This is a genomic window from Deefgea rivuli DSM 18356 (assembly GCF_000620145.1).
In the GTDB taxonomy this organism is placed as follows: domain Bacteria; phylum Pseudomonadota; class Gammaproteobacteria; order Burkholderiales; family Chitinibacteraceae; genus Deefgea; species Deefgea rivuli.
Map to the genome: position 1 here is coordinate 165,605 of NZ_KK211084.1, position 14,587 is coordinate 180,191.

General features: G+C 50.3%; 18 protein-coding genes. 11 read left to right on the forward strand and 7 right to left on the reverse strand.

Annotation, left to right across the window (positions count from 1 at the left end):
• Positions 1-76 precede the first annotated feature (76 nt).
• From Q320_RS0117710 to Q320_RS0117770, 11 genes are all read left to right on the forward strand, one after another.
• On the forward strand, positions 77-535 hold the full coding sequence (locus Q320_RS0117710; protein WP_027470113.1) for a spore coat protein U domain-containing protein: 459 nt from the start codon (positions 77-79) through the stop codon (positions 533-535).
• Positions 536-663: 128 nt separating this feature from the next.
• The gene (locus Q320_RS21115; protein ID WP_051534873.1) at positions 664-1,389 is read left to right on the forward strand and encodes a fimbrial biogenesis chaperone; all 726 of its coding nucleotides are present in this window, start codon (positions 664-666) and stop codon (positions 1,387-1,389) included.
• Positions 1,377-3,665 carry a fimbria/pilus outer membrane usher protein gene (locus Q320_RS0117720; RefSeq protein ID WP_027470114.1) on the forward strand — a complete coding sequence of 763 codons (2,289 nt, stop codon included), beginning with the start codon at positions 1,377-1,379 and terminating at the stop codon, positions 3,663-3,665. The genes Q320_RS21115 and Q320_RS0117720 overlap by 13 nt, the downstream gene beginning before the upstream one ends.
• Positions 3,665-4,123 (forward strand): spore coat protein U domain-containing protein, encoded by a 459-nt coding sequence (locus tag Q320_RS0117725; protein WP_027470115.1) that lies wholly within the window; start codon positions 3,665-3,667, stop codon positions 4,121-4,123. The genes Q320_RS0117720 and Q320_RS0117725 overlap by 1 nt, the downstream gene beginning before the upstream one ends.
• 238 nt (positions 4,124-4,361) lie before the next feature.
• Entirely contained in the window at positions 4,362-4,850 is a 489-nt protein-coding gene (gene purE, locus Q320_RS0117730) for a 5-(carboxyamino)imidazole ribonucleotide mutase (protein ID WP_027470116.1), read from the forward strand.
• A gap of 434 nt (positions 4,851-5,284) precedes the next feature.
• A complete protein-coding gene (locus Q320_RS0117745) occupies positions 5,285-6,424 on the forward strand; it encodes a 5-(carboxyamino)imidazole ribonucleotide synthase (protein ID WP_027470118.1) in 1,140 nt (379 codons plus the stop codon).
• Between the two features lie 104 nt (positions 6,425-6,528).
• Positions 6,529-7,212 carry a DNA alkylation repair protein gene (locus Q320_RS20480; RefSeq protein ID WP_051534874.1) on the forward strand — a complete coding sequence of 228 codons (684 nt, stop codon included), beginning with the start codon at positions 6,529-6,531 and terminating at the stop codon, positions 7,210-7,212.
• Between the two features lie 72 nt (positions 7,213-7,284).
• Complete coding sequence (locus tag Q320_RS0117755; protein ID WP_027470119.1) at positions 7,285-7,773, forward strand: GNAT family N-acetyltransferase; 489 nt, start codon at positions 7,285-7,287, stop codon at positions 7,771-7,773.
• 227 nt (positions 7,774-8,000) lie between these two features.
• Complete coding sequence (locus Q320_RS0117760) at positions 8,001-8,882, forward strand: phosphoribosylaminoimidazolesuccinocarboxamide synthase (RefSeq protein WP_156939109.1); 882 nt, start codon at positions 8,001-8,003, stop codon at positions 8,880-8,882.
• Positions 8,883-8,976: 94 nt separating this feature from the next.
• Complete coding sequence (locus tag Q320_RS0117765) at positions 8,977-9,357, forward strand: ASCH domain-containing protein (RefSeq protein WP_027470121.1); 381 nt, start codon at positions 8,977-8,979, stop codon at positions 9,355-9,357.
• A gap of 48 nt (positions 9,358-9,405) precedes the next feature.
• Positions 9,406-10,146, forward strand: a complete 741-nt coding sequence (locus Q320_RS0117770) for a dienelactone hydrolase family protein (protein ID WP_027470122.1) — start codon at positions 9,406-9,408, stop codon at positions 10,144-10,146.
• A gap of 77 nt (positions 10,147-10,223) precedes the next feature.
• On the opposite strand, the gene Q320_RS0117775 is transcribed toward Q320_RS0117770, so the two are convergent.
• The 7 genes from Q320_RS0117775 to Q320_RS0117805 form a co-directional block, all read right to left on the reverse strand.
• Positions 10,224-10,742, reverse strand: a complete 519-nt coding sequence (locus tag Q320_RS0117775) for a hemerythrin domain-containing protein (protein ID WP_027470123.1) — start codon at positions 10,740-10,742, stop codon at positions 10,224-10,226.
• A 148-nt stretch (positions 10,743-10,890) separates the two neighbouring features.
• Entirely contained in the window at positions 10,891-11,058 is a 168-nt protein-coding gene (locus Q320_RS21685) for a hypothetical protein (RefSeq protein WP_156939110.1), read from the reverse strand.
• Positions 11,059-11,148: 90 nt separating this feature from the next.
• The gene (locus Q320_RS0117785; RefSeq protein WP_211251257.1) at positions 11,149-11,502 is read right to left on the reverse strand and encodes a DUF1801 domain-containing protein; all 354 of its coding nucleotides are present in this window, start codon (positions 11,500-11,502) and stop codon (positions 11,149-11,151) included.
• Positions 11,499-11,783: a hypothetical protein gene (locus Q320_RS0117790; RefSeq protein ID WP_027470125.1), complete on the reverse strand. Its 285-nt coding sequence runs from the start codon at positions 11,781-11,783 to the stop codon at positions 11,499-11,501. Before Q320_RS0117790 ends, Q320_RS0117785 begins: the two co-directional genes overlap by 4 nt.
• Positions 11,784-11,886: 103 nt before the next feature.
• The gene (locus Q320_RS0117795) at positions 11,887-13,017 is read right to left on the reverse strand and encodes a M14 family metallopeptidase (RefSeq protein WP_027470126.1); all 1,131 of its coding nucleotides are present in this window, start codon (positions 13,015-13,017) and stop codon (positions 11,887-11,889) included.
• A 24-nt stretch (positions 13,018-13,041) separates the two neighbouring features.
• Positions 13,042-13,758 carry an SDR family NAD(P)-dependent oxidoreductase gene (locus Q320_RS0117800; RefSeq protein ID WP_027470127.1) on the reverse strand — a complete coding sequence of 239 codons (717 nt, stop codon included), beginning with the start codon at positions 13,756-13,758 and terminating at the stop codon, positions 13,042-13,044.
• A gap of 18 nt (positions 13,759-13,776) precedes the next feature.
• Positions 13,777-14,124 carry a DUF2185 domain-containing protein gene (locus tag Q320_RS0117805; RefSeq protein ID WP_027470128.1) on the reverse strand — a complete coding sequence of 116 codons (348 nt, stop codon included), beginning with the start codon at positions 14,122-14,124 and terminating at the stop codon, positions 13,777-13,779.
• Positions 14,125-14,587 lie beyond the last annotated feature (463 nt).

Below are 14,587 nucleotides of genomic sequence, written 5' to 3' on the forward strand. Positions count from 1 at the left end.
CGCCCGACTTCTCCGTAAACTGCATTCATCGACAAAGCAAGTATTAACTGCTTTATGAATACACAGGAGAACCATCATGAAACGTACCCTTACAACTAGCTTGATTGCTCTATCTTTATTGACGCTAGGTTCGCTGAGCCACGCGGCAGATAAAAATGTCATTATCAATGCCAATGTCGTGGGAACCTGTGCTTTCGTGGATACCAACGATGTAACGATCAATATGGGCGACCTAAAAGCAGGCTCAGGTGATCAAAGCAAAACTGGCACAACACAATTTTGGTGCAGTAATGGCGTGAGCTATACGCTGGATACCAATGACGGCCTGAACGCAGTCGGCGATGTGAAGCACATGAAAAGCGGTGCCAATGTGCTGCCCTACACACTGACGTTGGATCATGAGACCGGCACTGGCTCTGGCCCGAACACGCCGATTGATCTGACCTTAACCGCCGAAGTCAAAGGCAGTGATTTGGATAGCGCCACGATTGCCAATGGCTATACCGACACCGTGATCTTAACGGTCAATCCATAAAACGCGGCTGGCAAACATCAGCAGTTTCTCAATCGCAGCATCTGGTGCTGAGCTTTGTGTCAAAGTTCAGCACTAGCGCCAGTGAGCGTTTAAAATGAAGCTCTCTTCATTGGAATTAAAGGCGCATCATGCGTTGGATTTTGGCGACGATCTTAGCGGCAAGCCACGCGCTAAGCTGGGCTGGGCAATTTGCCGTCAGCCCAATCCGCGTTGAACTCGCGGCAAAAAGCAAAAGTGAAGCCATTACCGTCAGCAATAATGGCGACGCACCGTTAAGAATTGCACTCGAACTCAAACGCTGGACGCAAGATGCCAGCGGCAACGATGTCTATGTCAGTGCACCCGATGAATTAATCTACTTCCCCCGCCAATTTGAATTGCAGCCCAAACAAAAACAAGTGGTCCGTATCGCGCGAAAAACCGCCAGCGATACCGTTGAGCACGCCTATCGCCTGTATTTTAATGAGCAACCGAATCTGCCTACCGACGGCGAAAAAGGCGGCCAACTCGCGATGGTGGTGAGTTTTGGCGTACCTGTTTTTATTCAGCCCAGTACGGTAAATATGAATTTACAAGCGTCGCCGTTTAAAATTGAGCAGCAAAAACTCAGCTTTACGCTCAGTAATGAAGGCAATGTCACGCAGCGACTCAACCGCATCACGATTGGTAATCAAGGCGCAGCCATTAATCAATTTGATAATTGGTATTTGCATCCCGGCATTAGCCGCAGCTACCAACTTGCTTTGCCCAGCAATGCCTGCGCGGGCGAGAGCCCGCAACGTATCGTTATCGAAACGGATCGCAGTCCGATTATTCAACAACTGGTGATTCCAAAAAGCGCGTGCAAAAACTAAAGCTCCTTTTGCTGGCCAGCCTGTACTGCACACCGGTACTGGCTGCCGAACAACTGATTATTAGGCTCACCGTCAACGGCGTAGAGCAAGGCGATGTGCCTGCCATTTACGATCAAGGCGGGTATTGGCTTGCAGCGGAGACAATCAAAGGATCAGGGATCAATACCCTTGATGGCGAGCAGCAGACTATTGCGGGTCGCGTCTTTTTTCGTGCAGATAAACTGATCGGCATTGAAAGTAAAATGAACGAGGCGGACTTAAGTCTATCGCTCAATGCCGCAGCCAGCGAATTTGGTGAACGGCAAGTCAGCCTCAACCGCAATCGAGGCGCTTCGTTCCCAGCACCTGCACCATTTTCTGGATACCTCAATTATCAGCTTGCCGCCTTTAGCCAAGGCTCGGATCTGGAATATCAATTTAATCCAACCCTCAATTTGAATGAGGGTGCATGGAATTTCCGTAGCGCGCATTCGTTTAATACGCAAAACAGCCAACATCGCTGGACTCGCCTCAATACCACGCTCGATTACGATCAGCCGGAAAACATGTTGCGCGCCAGCGCTGGCGATATTTCGCCATCGGCGGCTGCACTGGGCTTTAGCCAAACGATGGGCGGCGTGAGCGTATCGCGCGTGTTTAATATGCAGCCCAATTTTAATAGCAGCCCCAGCTTTAGCACCCAAGCCTCAGTGACGCAGCCATCAACGGCAGAGATTTACCTGAACGGTCAGCGCGTCAGCACGCAGAATCTGCAACCGGGTATTTATAACTTTAATGATTTAAGCTTTTTTTCTGGGCTGCAAAATGTCGAAATCGTCATTCGTGATGCGGCAGGCAATGCGCAGCGAATTAGCGTGCCGTATTACTTTGATGATTCTTTGCTCAAAGCGGGACTTTCTGATTTTAATTACAGCGCGGGGCTGGCGCGGCAAAGCGGCAGTTTTGATAGCTACCAAGATTTCGCTTATTCAGCGTATCAGCGCGTTGGCGTCACAGATTGGTTTACGCTGGGCGCGCAAACCAGTGGCAATACGGACAGCAATAGCAGCGGGATTTTGGCCAACTTTGGCCTCGCCACTTACGGCACTTTGGCGACAGCGTTTGCATGGGCCAAACACGATCAACAAAATCGCGGCGCGGCGCAATTAATGCAGTATCGCTACATTAATCAGGCCTTGAGTATTTCAGCCAATGCGCGGCGGCAAGATAAAGACTTTCTGAAGCACGATGAAAACTCAGTCCTCACCGCGCCCGATTGGTCGGCTAATATCGGCATGGGCTGGGGCAATCAGCAAATTGGCAATTTGAGCATCGATATTGGCCGCCAAGTTGGTCCGAGCGATGCGCTGACGTTTAATCGCTATATGCTGGCCTACACCAAATCACCAATGCGGCAAATGTCGGTATCCATGCAAGCGCAATTACAAGATCGCGCTTCAGGCCACACCTGGTACGGCTTTTTAAATTTCTCGTGGTTTTTCGATCAAGGCCGCAATCTCTACAGCAGCGCGCGTTATGAAAATAATCAAACCCTCACCAGCGCCAACTTCAGCCAAAGTGCGCCCACAGGCGAAGGCTGGGGCTACAATTTTGGCTTCCAACAACAAGACAATGGCACGGATTACACGGCTTGGGCACAGAACAAACGCCAGCATGGGCAAGTCGATTTATCGATGATGCGCAGTAATAATTCAATTGCCTCCAATACCAATTGGCAAGCCGCTTGGTCGGGCGCGCTAGCCTATACCGAAGGTCATTACGCCCTCACCCGCCCGATTACGCAAAGCTTTGCCGTCGTTGAACTACCCGAAATCCCTAATGTCGGCGTACTGCACAACGGCAGCCAAGTCGGCACGACCGATGAACATGGTATTGTCTTTTTACCGGATCTAGCCAGCTACGGTTACCACCAAATCGGCCTTGAGCAAAACGATATCCCGATTCAATACAGCCTAGAACGGCTGCAAACAGAAACTCTGAGCGGCAATAACGATGGCCGCGTTGTGCAATTTCAAGCGCGCCAAGTCGCTGCAATCAGCGGCCAGCTCTTGCGCGCCGATGGCCGAGCTTTGGTTAATCAATGGATCAAAGTAGAAACCGATTCTGAGCCTGTGCTCTTGCAAACGGCGCTGGATGGCCGATTTTATACCGAGGCACTCACCGCTGGGCGCTACCGCTTTAGCTCAGACTTATGTAGCGGTGAACTCATCATTCCACAAACGAGCGACGTGATTACCGAATTAGCGCCCATCACCTGCAGCGAAAAGGCTTTCTAATGCGTACCAAACTATGGATTTTACTATTCAGCTTCTTGATCAGCGGCGTGAGCTGGGCTGGCTGCTCAGTCACACCACCCGAAGTGGCCTTAGGCCAATACGATCCGATCACAGGTAGTAGCGTACGCGGGATTTTTAACTTGGCGATTACTTGCAACGAGATCACCAGCTTTACCGTCACCGCTGGCCCCTCACAAACCACAGGCAGTATCAGTAGCCGACAACTGCGCGGCGAGAATCCAAGCTCATTATTAAATTATCAGCTTTGCCTTGACGGCAATTGGGGCGGCCCTTGCAATATTGTTTTTGGCTCGCCGCCCGATGGCACCGCGATTACCGGTGCCGTTTCACGCGCTGGTAGCACCGTGCTGGTGACGTTTTGGGCTTTGGTGTATGGTAATCAACCCGCGATGCCGGGCTGGCATGATGACTATGTCGTGATTACGGTCAACCCGTAAGCAAAAAAAACGCCAGATCAATGAGATCCGGCGCGCAATAAAGACATAGGATGGAAACAAAACAAATGCAGCAAACCACTGCAGACACGAAATCATGCCCCCGCCCTTAATATTAGTCAATACTGATATTTAATAAATCAACAAATTTGTCTTATCTTTGCTGCCTTTGGTCGAGATTGCTATCAAAAGCTGTATGTTTTTCGGTAAAATCGCGTGTTTTGCCTTGAGGGTAGCCGCGATGATCCAAGTCGGTGTAGTAATGGGTAGCAATAGCGATTGGGATGTCATGCAGCACGCGGCCAAACAGCTGCAAGCGTTTGGTATCGAATTTGAGTGCCGCGTCGTTTCCGCGCACCGTACCCCAGATTTATTGTTTTCGTACGCCGAAACAGCGGCAGAACGTGGCCTAACGTGCATTATCGCTGGCGCTGGTGGCGCAGCGCATTTGCCAGGTATGTTGGCAGCGAAAACGATCGTTCCCGTCTTAGGCGTGCCAGTGCCGTCTAAATACCTACGCGGCGAAGATTCATTGTTGTCGATTGTGCAAATGCCTAAAGGTATTCCAGTAGCAACTTTCGCAATTGGCGAAGCGGGCGCAGCCAATGCGGCTTTGTTCGCGATTTCAATGATTGCCAATCACAATCCAGAGCTAGCGGCCAAACTCAATGCCTTCCGCGAAGCGCAAAAACAAACCGTGCTGGCGATGGAACTACCTGCAGTAGAATAAGCTCTAAATTTGGATTAATCCTTATACCTTACTCGTACAAGGATCAATCCAGACTGAGGTAAAATGAACGATCCAGTAAAGCCCCCCCCAATGCGCTCGTTTTGGTATTGGGTGTTATATCGAGGATGCCTACTTTGGGGCGTTCCATGCTGTATCCTTTTGGCTGCTCTGCGCTACGCGAGCGGCCAAACTACTTTTATGGCAGGGGTATTTGATGCCCTGCCTTTCGGTATGTTGGGTGGCGTCATATACGGTATGGGTGCATACGGTTACAAATCGCACCAAGCAGCAAAGCACAGAATGAATATAAGGAATCAAGAAGATGGCCAATAAAAGTATTTTGCCATCAGCCATTCTGGGTATTTTAACTGGCGGACAAGCGAATGTTTGCCTTGTGCTTCAGGCCGCACGATTGAATTTAAGGAATAATGAAAATGGGCAATAAAATAATCCTCCCACCAGCAATGCTCGGAATTTTAGGTGGCGGCCAGTTGGGCCGAATGTTTGCTAGCGCAGCCAAAAATATGGGCTACGGCGTCACGGTGCTCGACCCTGATTCACACGCGCCAGCGGCGGATTTTGCCGATGTACACCTGTGCAAATCCTTTACCGACGTAGAAGCCTTGCAATATATGGCGAGCCACTGCGCCGCCATCACCACCGAATTTGAAAACGTCAACGCCGATTCAATGCGCTGGCTCGCCGAGCAAGGCGTGCCGATGTCACCCAGCGGCGATTGCGTCGCGATTGCGCAAGATCGCATTGCCGAAAAAACCTTTATCCGCGATGCGGGGCTCGACGTTGCGCCGTTCTTGGCCGTGAAAACCTCAGCCTGTTTGGACGGCGATTTGTCCGCTTATTTGCCCGGCATCCTAAAAACCGCGCGCTTGGGTTACGACGGCAAAGGCCAAATCCGCGTTAAAACGATCGATGACGTGCGTTTTGCCCACGCCGAAATGAAGCACCAGCCCTGTGTGCTCGAAAAAATGATGCCGCTGCTCAGTGAAATTTCAGCGATTGTGACGCGCACTCGCTCTGGCGAAGTCACTTGTTTCCCAATTGCCGAAAACGAACACGAAAACGGCATTTTAGATGTATCGATTGTGCCCGCACGTATCAAGCCTGAACTCGCCGAGCGCGCGCGCCAAATGGCGATGCAATTGGCGGAAAAGCTCGATTACATTGGCGTGATGGCGGTGGAGTTTTTTGTGCTCGAAGACGATCAACTCGTCATCAATGAAATGGCACCGCGCCCGCATAACTCCGGCCATTACACACTGAACGCAACGCTGACGACGCAATTTGAGCAGCAAGTTCGCGCAATGTGCGGCCTGTATCCAGGAAAAACCGACCTGCTCAGCCCAACCGTGATGGTCAATCTGCTCGGCGATTCTTGGGGTGAAGATGGCAGCGAGCCGCGTTGGGAAGTCTTGATGACTGCACCGAACACCAAATTGCATCTCTACGGTAAAAAACTCGCGCGTCCAGGCCGGAAAATGGGCCATTTTAATGTGCTCGCCGCCAGCGCCGATGCGGCGCTGGAACAAGCCCACGCGATCAAAGAAACTTTGTAAGTGTTAAAGCAAAAGTTCCCACACATCGTTGCTTTGTCTCGCCGTACCATTTGTACTGTCTTCGACTTCGCGCCTTGCGTGAGAATTTTTGCACCACGACTAAAATGCTAGCGCGCTATTTGGCTGAATATCAGCACCAGCTCAATAGCGCGGTTAATCCGATTCGTGCAGCGGGTATGTCCGCCTATATGAAGCATCAATTTAGCTTCATCGGTATACCCACCCCGACTCGCCGCAAACTGATTAAAACTGTCGAAGTCGCGGCGGTGCAGCAATGCTGCAAAGCTGATTTACTCGAATTAGCCCAAGCGCTATGGCAGCTGCCTGAGCGCGAATATCATTATTGCGCGATTGAATTGCTGGTACGCGGCCAGCTCAGCCTTGCGGCGCTGCCCGTCATAGAGCAATTCATTTGCACCCAGAGTTGGTGGGATAGCGTCGATACGCTGGCGAGTAAAGTGGTTGGCGATTTAGCGCGCCGCGAACCTGAACTCATCCCACAGCTCGATCAATGGCAAACTTCAAAGCATCTGTGGCTGCGCCGCACCGCGATTATTTATCAGCTGAGCTGGAAAACCGCCACCGACGAAGCGCGGCTATTTCAAGCCTGCTACATCAATCGCACAGATCCTGATTTTTTCATTCGCAAAGCCATCGGCTGGGCATTGCGCCAATACGCGCGCACCGCGCCGCAAGCGGTGATTGAATTTGTCGCGCAAACCCCACTGTCGCCGCTCTCGCAACGCGAAGCACTCAAGCATTGCAACACCCAAACCCAATCGACGTAGATAATTTCGCCATACTGACAGCCATCAGTTAACATCGAATACTTCCCGCGCCGTTCATATAGACGACCCACTATGAAAGTCCTCGCTCGATACGCCTTCCGCCGAGCTACGCTTGATGATCTCTTACTCGTTGTGTCTTGGGCACGTAGCGCTGAAGAACTCCGCTACGTCTTTCCACGCGCCGCGTGGCCTGCCGAAGCACTGCAATTGATCGAACATCTGGCTAGCCACGAAGAAGGCTTTGTCGTTTGCGATCAAGACCGTGTTGTCGGCTTTGCCAATCTATACAAACCGCGCGCCAGCAAAGCATGGATCGGGCATTTAATCGTTCACCCAGAACGTCGCCGCTTTGGTGTTGCCAATTATCTAATCAGCGCACTCAAAACCATCGCCAAAGAACGCTACCAATCACAGGCCATCGCGACGATTTGCTACGAAAGCAATCCCATCGGACTCGCGTTTTACCAAAAACTAGGCTTCACAATTGAAGGCTGGGAAACCCGCTTGGATCATCGCGGCGAAGCAGTGAAAGTATTTCGTTTAGAACAAACATTAAAGTAAATCCACCCCCTCCAATCTCGATCATCGTACAAGCATGCAGAAGCGCTTGAATTCAGGCAAAATAGCGCCCTAAATTCTTGATTCTTGGCTGAGTACGTACTCGTGCAAAAGTTTTATAGCAAGGCGTCGAAGCTGCAGACAGTACATGAAGTACGACAAGGCGAGACAACGATGCAAGAACACTTTTGCTTTACGATGCAGCCAATCTGTTGCCACTGGAGACTCGTATGTCCGGCCTGACTACCACCAATTTGACCAGCCTTAAAAAAATCTACTCGGGCAAAGTGCGCGACCTGTACGAAATCGACGCCACCCGTATGCTGATGATCGCCACGGATCGTTTATCAGCATTTGACGTGATTTTGGCAGAACCTATTCCAGAAAAAGGCAAAATCCTGACTGCCATTTCAAACTTCTGGTTTGAAAAACTCAAAGACGTGGTGCCTAGCCATTTCACGGGTGACCAACCCGAAGACGTCGTTTCAGCCGAAGATTTACCGCAAGTAGAAGGCCGTGCGGTTGTTTGCAAACGCCTGAAGCCCGTTCCAGTTGAAGCCATTGTGCGTGGGTATATCGCTGGCAGCGGCTGGAAAGAATACCAACAGAGCAATACCATCTGCGGCATCGCCTTGCCAGCCGGTTTGCGCGAAGCGGATAAATTACCCGAACCGATTTTCACACCATCGACCAAAGCCGAACTGGGCGACCACGATGAAAACATCAGCTACGCGCGCTGCGAAGAAATCTTGGGCGCAGAACTCGCCGCCAAAGTCAGCGCAACGGCAATCTTGCTCTACAAAACCGCCAGCGAATACGCTGCGACCCGTGGCATTATCATTGGCGACACCAAGTTTGAATTCGGTCTCGATGAACACGGTACGCTGTGCTTGATGGATGAGGCATTGACACCAGACTCAAGCCGCTTCTGGCCTGCGGACCAATACCAACCGGGCAGCAATCCACCGAGCTACGACAAGCAGTTCGTGCGCGATTGGCTAGAAACCACCGGCTGGGACAAAACCCCACCAGCGCCTGCACTACCACAAGAAGTAGCGGAAAAAACCGCAGCCAAATACCGCGAAGCGCTGGAAAAATTGACTGGCGTTTAAAATTATTCGTAGGGTGGACACTATTTTGTGTCCACGCTTTGGATTGCCGAATGCGGCATAAGTGAATATTTTACGTTAGGTAAAAGAAGGAACTATGCTCGCACTTTCGATCGTGAGTCCACATGGCCGAAATATCGCTTCTGGAAAAAAGACGCTAGAAATCCGTTCTTGGCGTCCAGCATCGCTACCAATTCGCAATCTATTGATCGTGGAAAATTCAATTTTTTTATCTATTGAAAATCCGATTGACCCCAATGGCAAAGCGGTAGCCATCGTGGATGTTGAAGAAATTCACGAGTGGCAACCATCCGAAGTCGCTGCGGCCTGTTCAAGTGCTTGGGAGCCTAATTATTGGGCTTGGTCTCTATCAAATATCCGCCCCATTACCAGTGGGCAAGCTATAGCAGCCAAGAGAAAACTGTATGAAGTTGACTTCGCGTACGTAGAAACCGAGCAAAGATCTAATAATGATTAGCGCCGAGCGATATGCTCGGCGTTTTTAATTTAAAGGAAATAAAATCTCATGATGATTCAAAGCACCAGCCACGACTTAGTCACGCCAACAGGGGTAATGCGTTCTTACCTTCACCAGCCAAGTCTTGGCGGGCAATACCCAACGATTTTGTTTTATTCTGAAATTTTCCAGCAAACGGGTCCGATTGAACGCGCAGCGCGTTTGATTGCCGGTTACGGTTACAACGTCATCGTGCCGGAAGTGTTTCATGAACTGAACCCAATTGGCACTGTGCTGGCCTACGACGATGCGGGTCGCGATAAAGGCAATGCCGACAAAATGGCCAAATCGGTCGAAGATTATGACACCGACAATGCCGCAATGATCGCGTGGGCGAAAACGCAAAGCTGGAGCAATGGTTTGTTTGGCGCGATGGGCTTTTGCATTGGCGGGCATTTGGCGTTCCGCGCCGCGCTGCAGCCAGAAATTAAAGCGACGGCGTGTTTTTATGCGACCGATTTGCACACCAACGTCATCCCGAATACTGCTGGGCAACACAGCATGGAACGCCTTGGCGACATTAGCGGCGAATTGCTGATGATTTGGGGCAAGCAAGATCCGCATATTCCTGCGAGCGGCCGTACGCTGGTGTATCAAGCTTTAGTTGCCGCCGACAAAACCTTCACGTGGCATGAATTTAACGGCCCACACGCGTTTATGCGCGACGAAGGCGAGCGCTACGATCCACAATTGGCGGGTTTAGGCAATCAATTGGCGCTGGATTTATTTAGCCGCCAGTTGCGCGCCTAAACACAATGGCGAAGCTAGCCGCTTCGCCATTTTCTATATCAAAACCATATTCAATAACAAGACGATATATAAAAGCGCTAATTGAGCTGCCGCCGCAGCGCCATATTCCGCCCCAATTGCGCCAACAACGTCGCATCGAGTAAAGCTGCAGCAGGATAAATCTGTGTTTCCTCTTGTGCTGCATGGGCAGGATAACGCAAGGCAAAATCTTGCGCCAAGGCCAGATCCAGCGCTTTGCCATCACCCGCCACCACGTGCAACAAGCTGACTCGCACTTGCTGCCACAGCGCGTCCAATTCGTCGTGCTCGGCCATCACCGTCTCAATCTGCCGCACCAACTCAGGCGAGCCTTGGCTTATTAGCGCCGGAAACAAATCTTCGTCTTCATCCTGATGATGTAGCGGTGCAGCCACATCAAAGTAACGCAAAATCGACTGTGCGCCCGCAACAGCGGCCGCATCCGCACCATTTCTTTGCACATGCCGCGCCAAAGTTTCGGTCAGCGCTGCGTACTGCCGCACCCTATCATGGCAGGCAATCAACATCGCAATCGGCGTTTCAAACGTCACCGTCTCGGTAGCAAAAGGATTGAGCATATTAAAGCTCTCGTGCTAAGTAGGACTCCTTAACTTACGCCGCTAAACCTCATTTGCCAAGGTATTAAATCAACAACCAATCAATCAGCAGCAAAAAGCCCAAGGCCATTGCTGGCCTTGGGCTTGATCACTTTACCGTGCGAGATGCTTAGGCGTTTTTGAAAATCTCGTTATAACGCGCTGAAACCGCGGCTTCGATTTGTACATTGCTCGGCGTCGTTGGGCTCATCAATAGATTGCACAATACTTTTTCGGCCTCACGCAATAAATAGCGTTTTTGTTGGCGTTTGCTTAGGCGTTTGATTTTTGCGTTCACGGTTAAATCCTCATTTCAATGTGCTTGCCAGTATAACGGGTTCAGCGCTGCGCCGCCTGCCTGCTTAGTAAGTCACCCAATCTGATCTGCTCAATCTAACTGCTGCGCCTGAAGAATATATTGTGCCAACGATTTCGCTTCCACATCAGCCAAACTCAATAATTTGATATGCCGACGAAATTTCCCGCCGCCTTCCAGTACGCCAGCTGCATCGTTCAAATCACAACCCCGACCAAACTCCAGCGAAACGTGTTTTTTATACGCAAATACACCGCAAAAATCCGCTGCAGCGCTAAACATAAATCCACCGTACATCACGCGCTCAGTCGCACTCGGTACAGTCGCGTAAATCAGTGCTCTTGTCGCTTCAACGATGGCTAATATTTCACCATCCGCCAAAGCCAGATCATGCAATAACTGCGCAACTTTCGGGTCGTTCATCATTCACTCCTTGCTAACTTTTTCAATCCACAAGCAATCAAACTGGCGACACCCCACCAAATGGCAGCCCACACAAGGATTAAAATACCCCAGCCCAGCAAGGAAGGTGCCGCCCAGCCCGCCGAAGCTGCTGAGCCCAAAACAGGCAGATTGAATGCCTGAAAGAGCATCAAAGGCCCATAAACTGTACCCGCAATGATCGCGGCCAACGAGTCTGGCGGCGCTACAATTGCTAAGCCATGCAGAGCCAAAAATACAAGCAGCAGGGATAAACGCAGTGACATTCTAAAAGCTCCACGACTAGCTAATTCAACGCTACGTCTCTTCAAGCATCACCGTATTTAGCTACAAGCCATAAGAAAAATAGCTTTCAAAGCAATACCCCGACTACAACTTGAGAGTGACCGCCAATAACGCCGTCAACACGCTGCTACCAAATTGCTTTGATCTCTCGCCATTCCAGCCCACTTCGGGCAGCGGATGGCTGGCGGTGTCTTTGAATGGCATTTCCACGGTATAGGCCAAGCAATCAAAAGTATGCCCCACCCAGTTGGTACCGAGCGTCAACGTTTCAGGGCCAAAATGGCTGTCGGTGTAGCCAAATTCGGTTTGAAAATCGGGGCTCACAGCCAGCCATGCGGCTTTAAACGTATTCTGCAAATCACGCTGTTTCGCTGAAAATGACGGATTATCTTCGCAACCGGCGACAAAATTATGCGGAATGCTCTCGTCACCATGAATATCTAAAAACACATCCACGCCGATCTGCTGCATTTGTTCGCGTACCCAGAATACCTCAGGGCTACGCTCTAAAGTTGGCGCGCCCCATTCACGGTTTAGGTTTGCACCACGCGCATTGGTGCGCAAATTGCCGCGCACGCTACCGTCCGGATTCATATTCGGTACGATGTAAAACACGCAATGTTCAAGCAAGCTACGCGCAACCGCATTTTCTGGATCCAGCAGCGTTTCCAGTAGTCCTTCAACAAACCACTCAGCCATGCTTTCACCCGGATGCTGACGCGCCGTAATCCAGATGTTTTTCTTTTGCCCTAGGGGTATACCGATGCGCAGCATGTCTAGATCATGCCCATCGGGCGTTACCCCCAGTGGCATTAAATCCATCCACGGCGCGTGGCTAAGCGCATTGCCGATCAAAGCCTGATGCCGCTCCCAAGAGTACGGCTCGAAATAGGCAAACCAAACTGCATCGGTCATCGGCGTATGTTGAATGCTTAAAGTTTGCCCATCGTATTCGGTATCGACACGAAACCAATTCTCGCGGTCATAACTCGCCACCGCCTGATAATCGGGCCAGCCATCGGGATACGCGCTCTGCCCGGCGTTTTCAATCCGCAAAGTACAGTCCTGATCACGCGCGCCTGAAAGGCGAAAGTGAAACCACTGCGCAAAATCAGACGCATTATCGGGGCGCAATTTCAAGCGAATATTCGCGGCATCGCTGGTATCGATCACGTCGATAGAGCCGGAGTCAAAATTACTCGTAATACGAGGCATGGCCTTTCCTTAGCAAACTAATCGTTAAAAACGTTCATCCAATATCGCGGGCAGCACCAACTCACGTACGTAAGACGAAGGCGATAATTGCAACAGTGCTTGCACTAGCCTAACCACATCATGTACCGGAATCAAATCACCATCGCCACGCTGGCTAGCCTGCGCGAGTGGAACACTTAAAGCATCATCGGTGTTTAAATATCCTAGTTGTAAACACGTCACAGCCAGACGCAGATCACGAAACCCCTCGCGCAAGGCATCGGCAATACCATTTAAGCCAAACTTGGACGCGCCAAAAGCCACTTCAGGTCGGCCAGAGCGAGTCAGTGCAGAAGTAGAGCCAGTCAAGATCAGTTGTGGCTTTGCTGACTTTAATAAGCGAGGAATGAACCGTTTCAATAGCAAAATCGTCGATGTTAGATTCACGTTCATCATCTGGACAATCTGCTCGTCGCTATCGGCGAGGAAATCATATTCCGCACTAAACGCTTTTTCTTCCCAAATACCCACATTGCAAATCACAACATCCAATTGCTCGGGCAAAACCTGCTCAATTTTACGGCAAGCAAGCAATGGCTCGCTTAAATCAGCCGCAACCCATTGCAACTCAACTCCGACAGGTAGCACCAAGTCACTTGGCTGTGACCGTGAAATACCAATTACAATATCACCAGCCTGTGCCAGTCCTTCAACAAAAGCGCGCCCCAAACCACGTCCAGCTCCAACAATCAAAATCTTCATGGGTGAATATCCAAATTTTTAATCTAGCGGCGACCAATCCGTCACGGCAACAAAATCTTCAGCATCAGGGCCTTTTTCAAATACGCTGCCGACTGGCGAATCAAGTAAAGCCACAACGCTGCTGTCGTAATTGGCGATGACGTTCACATCCAATTCACTGTGATTTTTTGGATTATTCAGAAAAGCCTCTTCTTCACAACCCGAAAAAAAGCGCCAGCCGCTATCACCCGCTTTGCTTGGCTTTTCTCTATACATCAGCCCAACCGGATAGCCTTCAATCGTCACTTCATCGCTAGCCACGCACAGGCCGTGGCCGGTGGCGACTTTTTTCATCCGGCTTTCATCAAGTAAATAGTCTTTGCTCATGTATATCTCTCTATCCATTAATTAATTTGGCATACCGCTAAATACCCATAAGCTCATGGGTATCTTCAGATTTAAGGCTGATGAAAAAATGCTTCACTTAAGCTAAATGCATCCATATTCTTCTCAGCATGGTCGCGCTAATGCCGCGCGGCACTTTGTATCTTGTTCAATGTGATGCTTAGCTAGTATCACATGAGGTGAAGTGAGCTTGAGCGGCACTTTAAGGCACAGACCTTGCAAGGTAGATTGAACCCTTCACCTTACTCCTTTCGCCAGTCAAGACACTGAACGGTAGCCAAGGGCTTTGACCCTGCATGTACAAGGCAAATGGGCGAATTGGGCATTTTAAAGGAGATTCTCATCATGTTTTACCTCGGTATTGATGTGGCTAAATCCAAACTCGATTGCTATTTATTACTCGACGAAACAGGCAGTAAGGGCAAAGCAAAAGTGGTGCCCAACT

Coding starts and splice junctions, on each gene's coding strand:
- Q320_RS0117710 (WP_027470113.1), top strand. CDS start 77: ATGAAACGTACCCTTACAACTAGCTTGATTGCTCTATCTTTATTGACG.
- Q320_RS21115 (WP_051534873.1), top strand. CDS start 664: ATGCGTTGGATTTTGGCGACGATCTTAGCGGCAAGCCACGCGCTAAGC.
- Q320_RS0117725 (WP_027470115.1), top strand. CDS start 3,665: ATGCGTACCAAACTATGGATTTTACTATTCAGCTTCTTGATCAGCGGC.
- purE (WP_027470116.1), top strand. CDS start 4,362: ATGATCCAAGTCGGTGTAGTAATGGGTAGCAATAGCGATTGGGATGTC.
- Q320_RS0117745 (WP_027470118.1), top strand. CDS start 5,285: ATGGGCAATAAAATAATCCTCCCACCAGCAATGCTCGGAATTTTAGGT.
- Q320_RS20480 (WP_051534874.1), top strand. CDS start 6,529: ATGCTAGCGCGCTATTTGGCTGAATATCAGCACCAGCTCAATAGCGCG.
- Q320_RS0117755 (WP_027470119.1), top strand. CDS start 7,285: ATGAAAGTCCTCGCTCGATACGCCTTCCGCCGAGCTACGCTTGATGAT.
- Q320_RS0117760 (WP_156939109.1), top strand. CDS start 8,001: ATGTCCGGCCTGACTACCACCAATTTGACCAGCCTTAAAAAAATCTAC.
- Q320_RS0117765 (WP_027470121.1), top strand. CDS start 8,977: ATGCTCGCACTTTCGATCGTGAGTCCACATGGCCGAAATATCGCTTCT.
- Q320_RS0117770 (WP_027470122.1), top strand. CDS start 9,406: ATGATGATTCAAAGCACCAGCCACGACTTAGTCACGCCAACAGGGGTA.
- Q320_RS0117775 (WP_027470123.1), bottom strand. CDS start 10,742: ATGCTCAATCCTTTTGCTACCGAGACGGTGACGTTTGAAACGCCGATT.
- Q320_RS0117785 (WP_211251257.1), bottom strand. CDS start 11,502: ATGATGAACGACCCGAAAGTTGCGCAGTTATTGCATGATCTGGCTTTG.
- Q320_RS0117790 (WP_027470125.1), bottom strand. CDS start 11,783: ATGTCACTGCGTTTATCCCTGCTGCTTGTATTTTTGGCTCTGCATGGC.
- Q320_RS0117795 (WP_027470126.1), bottom strand. CDS start 13,017: ATGCCTCGTATTACGAGTAATTTTGACTCCGGCTCTATCGACGTGATC.
- Q320_RS0117800 (WP_027470127.1), bottom strand. CDS start 13,758: ATGAAGATTTTGATTGTTGGAGCTGGACGTGGTTTGGGGCGCGCTTTT.
- Q320_RS0117805 (WP_027470128.1), bottom strand. CDS start 14,124: ATGAGCAAAGACTATTTACTTGATGAAAGCCGGATGAAAAAAGTCGCC.